This window comes from Kitasatospora sp. NPDC059722 (assembly GCF_042733235.1).
Lineage (GTDB): Bacteria > Actinomycetota > Actinomycetes > Streptomycetales > Streptomycetaceae > Kitasatospora.
The window spans coordinates 160,200-166,021 of record NZ_JBHWGD010000010.1 but is presented as its reverse complement, the minus strand read 5'-3'; the positions used below and the strand labels follow the sequence as shown (position 1 = coordinate 166,021).

6 protein-coding genes are annotated in these 5,822 nt (G+C 75.6%); 3 read left to right on the top strand and 3 right to left on the bottom strand.

Going from position 1 to position 5,822, the window contains the following annotated elements; all coding sequences use genetic code 11:
• Positions 1–164: 164 nt before the first annotated feature.
• Entirely contained in the window at positions 165–746 is a 582-nt protein-coding gene (pth, locus tag ACFV4F_RS09200) for an aminoacyl-tRNA hydrolase (RefSeq protein WP_380501195.1), read from the top strand.
• Between the two features lie 7 nt (positions 747–753).
• On the opposite strand, the gene ACFV4F_RS09195 is transcribed toward pth, so the two are convergent.
• Entirely contained in the window at positions 754–2,238 is a 1,485-nt protein-coding gene (locus ACFV4F_RS09195) for an MFS transporter (protein ID WP_380501193.1), read from the bottom strand.
• A gap of 195 nt (positions 2,239–2,433) precedes the next feature.
• On the opposite strand from ACFV4F_RS09195, the gene ACFV4F_RS09190 reads away from it, so the two are divergent.
• The gene (locus ACFV4F_RS09190) at positions 2,434–2,934 is read left to right on the top strand and encodes a MarR family winged helix-turn-helix transcriptional regulator (protein ID WP_380501191.1); all 501 of its coding nucleotides are present in this window, start codon (positions 2,434–2,436) and stop codon (positions 2,932–2,934) included.
• A 32-nt stretch (positions 2,935–2,966) separates the two neighbouring features.
• The gene (locus tag ACFV4F_RS09185) at positions 2,967–3,485 is read left to right on the top strand and encodes a GNAT family N-acetyltransferase (protein ID WP_380440918.1); all 519 of its coding nucleotides are present in this window, start codon (positions 2,967–2,969) and stop codon (positions 3,483–3,485) included.
• Positions 3,486–3,600: 115 nt separating this feature from the next.
• On the opposite strand, the gene ACFV4F_RS09180 is transcribed toward ACFV4F_RS09185, so the two are convergent.
• A complete protein-coding gene (locus ACFV4F_RS09180) occupies positions 3,601–4,110 on the bottom strand; it encodes a methylated-DNA--[protein]-cysteine S-methyltransferase (RefSeq protein ID WP_380501189.1) in 510 nt (169 codons plus the stop codon).
• Entirely contained in the window at positions 4,107–5,678 is a 1,572-nt protein-coding gene (locus ACFV4F_RS09175; RefSeq protein ID WP_380501187.1) for a DNA-3-methyladenine glycosylase 2 family protein, read from the bottom strand. Before ACFV4F_RS09175 ends, ACFV4F_RS09180 begins: the two co-directional genes overlap by 4 nt.
• Positions 5,679–5,822: the final 144 nt, after the last annotated feature.

The following is a 5,822-nucleotide window of genomic DNA, read 5'->3' as shown; positions in this document are numbered from 1 at the left end:
GCCGACCGCGCCGACCCCCCCCCCCTGGCGCTCCCTGCCCCTTGGCCTGGTGTCCCTGTTCACAACCAGCCCCCCCCCCCCCCCACCGCACCCCGCTCTCTTTCGACCCTGATTTCTCGAACCGGCCCCCGGTTCGTTCCCCCTTGCGCTCTGGAGCACCGAACATGACCCCCGCCGCCCCCTGGCTCGTCGCCGGCCTCGGCAACCCCGGCCCCTGGTTCCGGCTCACCCGGCACAACGCGGGCTTCCTCGCCGTCGACCGGCTCGCCGAGCGGCACGGCGCGCGGTTCCGGCGGCGCGCGATCGGCAGCCGGGTCGCCGAGATCGAGGTGGACGGCCGACGGGTGCTGCTCGTCAAGCCGCAGTGGTTCATCAACCTGTCCGGCCGCCCGGTGGCCGGCCTGATGCGGCGCCACGGCGTGCCCGTCGAGCAGCTGGTGGTGGTCCAGGACGACCTCGACTTCGCGTTCGGCTCCTGCAAGCTCAAGCGCGGCGGCGGCCCCGGCGGGCACAACGGCGTGCGCTCGGTCGGCGACGTCCTCGGCACCCGCGACTTCGTCCGGCTGCGCTTCGGCCTCGGCCGCCCGCCGAAGGGGCAGAGCGTCGGCGACTTCGTCCTGAAGAAGTTCTCGGAGGACGAGCTCGCCGCCCTGCCGGGCGTGCTGGACCGCTGCGCGGACGCGGTGGAGACGCTCGTGCGGCTCGGCCTCAACCGGGCCCAGGACGCGCTGAACGCCGTGTCCTAGTCGCGCGTCAGGAGCGGGCGGGGCCGGCAGGGCCGGCAGGGCCGGCAGGGCGGGCAGGGCGGGCAGGGCGGCCCGGCCGGGTGAGGAGCACGGCCGCCGCCGCGACCCCCGCGAGGACCAGCAGCACCGTCCGCCCACCGGACGCCGCGCCCGCCAGGTGGACACCCAGGACGGACAGCGCCATGCCGAGCGCCGTGCCCAGGCTGCGCGCCATGTTCACCATGCCGCCGCCGACCGCCGAGCAGGCCGCCGGGATCGCCCGCATCACCAGCGCGTTGTTCGCCGGCAGCAGCAGGCCCAGACCGTACCCGGCGACCAGCAGCGGGACCGCCGACACCCCGGCCGAGACCGGCAGCAGGGCGAACAGCAGCAATCCGGCGCCCGCCATCACCGCGCCGGAGCGACACCTCGTCACGTCCGACCAGCCGCGCGGCAGCAGCCCGCCGCCGACCGTCGCCGCGACCGCGAACGCGGCCGGCAGCAGCGTGATCACCAGGCCCGCGCCGGCCGTCGACACGCCCGCTCCGGTCAGTAGCACCGGGCCCAGCACGAGCGGGCAGAACAGCAACAGGTACCCGATCAGCGCGACCACCAGCCCGGACCGCACGCCCGGAGTGTTGACCAGCCCGGGCGCCAGGATCGGCCGGGCGGCCCGCTGCTCCTGGCGTACCAGCGCGAGCGTCTGGACGGCCGAGGCCACGAGGAGGACGGCGACGAGCCAACCGGGCAGCGGCAGGCCCGAGGCCGTGGACAGGGCGAGCAGCAGCGCCGTGGTGGCGCCGGTGATCAGCAGCATGCCGGGGAAGTCGAAGCGGTGCGCCTTCCCAAGGGGCAGACGCGGCCCGGGCACGACCGCCGCGCGCTCCGCCCTGGTGCGCGGCAGCAGGTACCAGCCGGCGACGATGCCGAGCACGCCGATCGGCACGTTGACCCAGAACACCCACTGCCACGACGCGTGCTCGACCAGCAGCCCGCCGAGGGTCGGCCCGAACGCCAGCCCTAGGCCCTGGGCGGCCGCCTGGATGCCGAGCGCGCGCCGCATCGCGTGCTCGGGCACGCCGCGCGCCACCAGCGCGACGCTGTTGGCCTGCATCATCGCGGCGCCGACGGCCTGCACGGCCCGGCAGCCGACCAGGATCCAGAGGCCGCCGGCGAACCCGGCGCAGAGCGAGGACAGGCCGAAGACGGCGAAACCGCCGATGTACATCGTCTTGCGGCCCACCAGGTCGGACAGCCAGCCGATGGGGGCCAGCAGGGCGACCAGGACGAGCAGGTAGGCGAGGGCGACCCACTCGACGGCGGCGAAACCCGCGCCGAAGTGACGGCCGAGGGCCGGGAAGACCAGGGCGATCACACTGGCGTCGAGCTGACCGAGGAAGGCACCGAGACACACGGTGCCGACGGCCAGCCAGTGGGCGTGGCGCCAGCCGGCTATGCCGCGGGGCCTGGGGCGCTCGGTGAGCAGCCGCGCGGCGAGGACGGTGGCGTTCATGCCACTCAATATATCGGATGCAGACATGTTCTTTCTACGACCTGATCGGAATCAGATGCGCACGGGGTGTGGCCGGCGGTTCGGCCGGCGATCCGCGCGGGCCGGCGCAGCGGCCGGGGGCAGCGCCCGAACCCGCTCCCCGGCACCCCCACCGGGCCGGCTGAAGCGTCCGTAGCAGGCGATACGCTGTCCGCCATGCCGTCGTCACCGCACGTTCCCGACTCCGCCACCGGAACCCCCGAAACGTCGGTCGAACACGCCCGCCGGCTGACCGACGTCGTCACCCGCCTGCGCCGCGCCCTGCGCAGCAGCATCCGCACCGACTACCCGTGGGAATCCCTCCCCATGGCCCAGGTCGAACTCCTCCAGACCCTCGCCGCCGCACCCCTGCGCGTCGGCGAACTCGCCGCCCGCCAGCGACTCGCACCCAACACCGTCAGCGGCCTCGTCGGCAAACTCCTCGACGCCGGCTTCGTCGACCGCCAGGCCGACCCCGGCGACCGCCGCACCGCCCGCATCGCCCTCACCCCCGCCGGCCAGCGCCAGCTCGACGACTGGCAGCACGCCCACGAACGCCGCATCGCCGACGCCCTCGGCACCCTCGACCCCGCCGACCGCGACGCCGTCTTCCAGGCCCTGCCCGCCCTCGACCAGCTCGCCCGCGCCCTCGCCGGCCCCACCCCGACCGTCGAATAACCGCTGGTCACGCCCGCCCCACGAGCACTACCGTGCGTGCCGTGAACACGGCACTGGTACACCTCGAACCCTGGACGGACGCCGACCTCGCGCTGCTGCGCCGGGTCAACACGCCGGAGATGAAGACGCACGTCGGCGGCCCGGAGAGCGAGGAGCAGTTGCTCGTCCGGCACGCCCGCTACCTCGACTTCGTCCCCTCCGGCCTCGGCTGCATGTACCGGATCGAGCTGCTCCCCGGCGGCGAACCCGTCGGCACCGTCGGCTACGGCACCCGGACGTGGGAGGGCGGGACGGTCCACGAGATGGGGTGGAACGTCCTCCCGCCCTTCCAGGGCCGGGGCATCGCCGTGGCCGCGACCCGCGCGGCCGTCGCCGCCGCCCGCCGCGAGGCCCGGCACCGGTACCTGCACGCCTTCCCGTCGGTCGACAATCCCGCGTCGAACGCCGTCTGCGAGAAGGCCGGCTTCACGCTGCTCGGGGAGACGGACTTCGAGTTCCCGCCCGGCCGCCTCATGCGGAGCCACAACTGGCGCGTCGACCTTCGGGCGTAGACCCGGCTCGGCACGGGGCGGGGCGGGGCGGGGTGGGACGGGACGGGGCGGGACGGCACTCGGAATCGGGGCCGGGCAGGGCGGCATTCGGAATCGGGGCCGGGCCGGCCGGCACTCAGAACAGGGTGCCGCTCTCCAGCTCCAGGAGCCAGCGCTTACGGTCGACGCCGGCCGCGAAGCCGGTGAGGGCCCCGCCGGCCCCGAGGACGCGGTGGCAGGGGCGGACGATGAGGAGCGGGTTCGCACCCACGGCGCCGCCGACGGCGCGCACGGCCCGCGGCGACTCGCCCGCCATCGCGGCGAGCCGGCCGTACGTGACGGTCTCGCCGTACGGGATCTCGTCCAGGGCCGCCCAGATCCTCCGCCGGAAGTCGGTGCCCTCCGGGGCGAGCGGCAGGTCGAACCCGGTGCGCTCACCGGCGAAGTAGGCGGTCAGCTGGGCCACCGGCTCGGCGAGGGACTCCGGGTCGAGGACCCAGTCGTCGGCGGGCTCGGCGAGGGCGTACTTCTGGCCGGGGGCGGTGACGGCGGCCAGCGCGGCCGGACCGTCCCCGTCGGGCCGGACGCCGCTCAGCAGCAGCCGGCCGAACGGGCTCTCCATGGTCGTGAACACGGTCGTGGTCATGCTCGTGCGTTCTCCGTTCCGGTACTGGTGGCGCTCGCGGACCCGGCCCACAGCCGGTGGACCGCGTAGGAACGCCAGGGGGCCCACGCCTCGGCGGCACGGGCGGCGGACTTGGGGTCGCCGGGGGCGCCGAGGCGGACGAGGCCGTGCTTGACGCCGATGTCGCTCGGGAGGAAGACGTCGGGGTCGGCGAGCGCCCGCATCCTCAGGTAGCCGACCGTCCAGGGGCCGATGCCGGGCAGGGCCATCAGCTGCTCGGCCGACTGCTCCCGGTCGACGCCGCCGTCCAGCCGGACCACGCCCTCGGCGAGCGCGGCGCAGAGGCCGGTGAGCGCCCGGCGGCGGGCGGCGGGCATCGCGAAGTCCTCGGGGTCGGCGGTGGCCAGGGCGGCCGCCGTCGGGAAGAGCAGGCGCAGGCCGCCGTTGGGCTCGGGCAGGGCGGTGCCGTACTTCTCGGCGAGCCGGCCCGCCAGGGTGCGGGCCGCGCCGACGGTGATCTGCTGGCCCAGCACGGCGCGGACGGCGAGCTCATGCGGGTCGACGTGGCCGGGCGAGCGCAGGCCGGGACGCTCACGGACCAGCGGGCCGAGGAGCGGGTCGGCGCCGAGCTGCTCGTCGACGGCGTCGGGGTCGGCGTCGAGGTCGAAGAGGACGCGCAGGCGCTGGACGGCCGTCGGCAGGTCGCGCAGGTCGGCGAGGAGGAGGCGGCAGTCGAGCCACCCGCGGGTGCGCTCGTCGCCGGGCGCGAGGCCGTCGACCTCGGCGATGCCATGACCGTAGGGGAGCGCGAGGGTACGGCGGTAGGTGCGGACGCCGGGGCGCGCGCCGGGGACGACCTCCTCCACGCCGGGGACCGCGCGCAGGGCGAGGAAGTCGATCAGGTGGTCACTGTCGATCGCGCCGCGATAGGCGAGGCGCAGGGTGAGGCCGCCGGCCGGGGTCGCGATGCGGCGGCCGGCCGCGACCTCGGCCCGCAGGCCGCTCGGGGTGCGGTCGTAGACCTCGCGGACGGTGTCGTTGAACTGCCGGACGGAGGCGAAGCCGGCCGCGAACGCGACGTCGGTGACCGGGAGTTCGGTGGTCTGCAGGAGCAGCCGGGCGGTCTGGGCGCGGCGGGCGCGGGCGAGCGCGATCGGGCCGGCGCCGAGTTCGGCGATGAGCTGGCGCTGGAGCTGGCGGGCGCTGTAGCCGAGGCGGTGGGCGAGGCCGGCGACGCCCTCGCGGTCGACGAGGCCGTCGCCGATCAGGCGCATCGCCCGGCCGACCAGGTCGGCCCGGTGGTTCCACTCCGGCGAGCCGGGCACCGAGTCGGGGCGGCAGCGGCGGCAGGCGCGGAAGCCGGCGCCCTGGGCGGCGGCGGCGCTCGGGTAGAAGACGCAGTTGGTGCGCTTGGGCGTCACGGCGGGGCAGCTCGGCCGGCAGTAGATGCCGGTCGTCGTGACGGCGGTGAAGAAGACGCCGTCGAAGCGGGAGTCCCGGCTGTCCACGGCTCGATACCGGATGTCGTCGTCGATCACGCTGTCCAGTCTGCGGCACCGGAGGGGTGTCGACTGGCGGGAATCGGACATGACCGTCGGGGGGCTTCCTCCTCCTGCTTTCCCTCCCTCTCGTCCTCGGCCGTCTCCCCCCGCGGGGCGGCGGGGGGGGGGGGCGGGGGGGGGCGGCCGAGGGCGCGGGGTCGGGGGGGGGGAGCGGGGGGGCGCCGGACCGGG